General features: G+C 69.0%; 1 pseudogene. It reads left to right on the forward strand.

Features of this window, described 5'->3' with window-relative positions:
• Positions 1 to 62: 62 nt before the first annotated feature.
• Positions 63 to 1,339 (forward strand): annotated as a pseudogene (locus HUK84_RS18580) (packaged DNA stabilization protein); the annotation flags it as partial.

Consider the following 1,339-nt stretch of genomic DNA (forward strand, 5'->3'; position numbering starts at 1 on the left):
AGCCGCAATCGGTGCTGTTCGGCGCGGGCATGGGCCCGGCCGGGCGGTCGGGGTAGCGCGCGATGGTGGTGCAGCAGGTGCCCTTCGCGGCGCAATCCTATCAGGCGCGGTCGGTGGCGCTGGATGCGCAGCGCTGCGTCAATTTCTATGCCGAGTTCGCGCCCAAGGGGGCCAAGACGCCGGTGCCGGTGTGGGGCTGCCCGGGGATGGTGGCCTTCGCGCAGTGCGGCGCGGGCCCGGTGCAGGGCATGTGCCTGATGGGCGGCGTGCTGTATGTCGTGTCGGGGCAGGCGCTGTATCGGGTCGATCCGGACGGGTCGTCGGTCGAGCTGGGCGCGACCTGGGTGACGGGGCCGGTGTCGATGGACACCAACGGCACGGACCTGGTCTGGGTGGATGGGGAATCCGGCTGGTCGTACTCGGTCGCCGGCGGGGTGCAGCAGATCACCGACCCCAATTTCCATCCGGCGGACAGCGTCGTCTATTTCGACACCTATTTCGTGTTCAACCGGTCGGGGACGCAGGAATTCTTCCTCTCGCCGCAGGGGGCGGTGGTGCCGTTCGACGGCACGATGTTCGCGTCGAAGGAAGCGACGGCGGACCCGCTGCTGGCGATCGTGAACACCCACGAGCAATTGCTGCTGTTCGGCGCGGCGCGGACCGAGGTGTGGTACGACGCGGGCAATGCGCCGCCGACCTTCCCGTTCCAGCGCTTCGACGGGGCGTTCATCCAGCGCGGCATCGCCGGGCCGCATGCGCAGTGCCTGGAGGACAATACGGTCTTCTTCCTGGGCGATGACGGGATGTTCTACCGGCTGAACGGATTCCAGCCCGAGCGGATCTCGACCCATGCGACCGAGGGGGCGTGGCAGTCCTATGCCACGCGGGCCGATGCGCGCTGCTTCAGCTATACGCTCGAGGGGCATAAATTCGTCAATCTGCTGTTCCCCTCGGCGCCGGCGAGCTGGGTCTATGACGTGGCGACCGGGCTGTGGCACGAGCGGGAATCCTGGACCGGGGCCGGCGCCGACAGTTCGATCGGGCGGTGGCGCGGCAATGGCGCGATCATGGCCTATGACCGCATCCTGATCGGCGACTGGCTGAGCGGCACGGTCGGGCAACTGAATTTCGCGGTCTATACCGAGCTGGGGGCGACGATGCGCGGGCTGCTGGCCGCGCCGCCGGTCCATGACGCGCGGCGGCGGGTGTTCATGCGGCGCTTCGAGCTGGATGTCGAAACCGGGGTCGGGCTGCCGGCGGCTTCGTCCACCGTCATGGTGCCGTACCAGCCCACCGGGGTGATGCTGGCGGCGCCGTCGGCGCTGGCGCGGGCCGTGGC

This window comes from Nguyenibacter vanlangensis (assembly GCF_013376155.1).
Lineage (GTDB): Bacteria > Pseudomonadota > Alphaproteobacteria > Acetobacterales > Acetobacteraceae > Gluconacetobacter > Gluconacetobacter vanlangensis.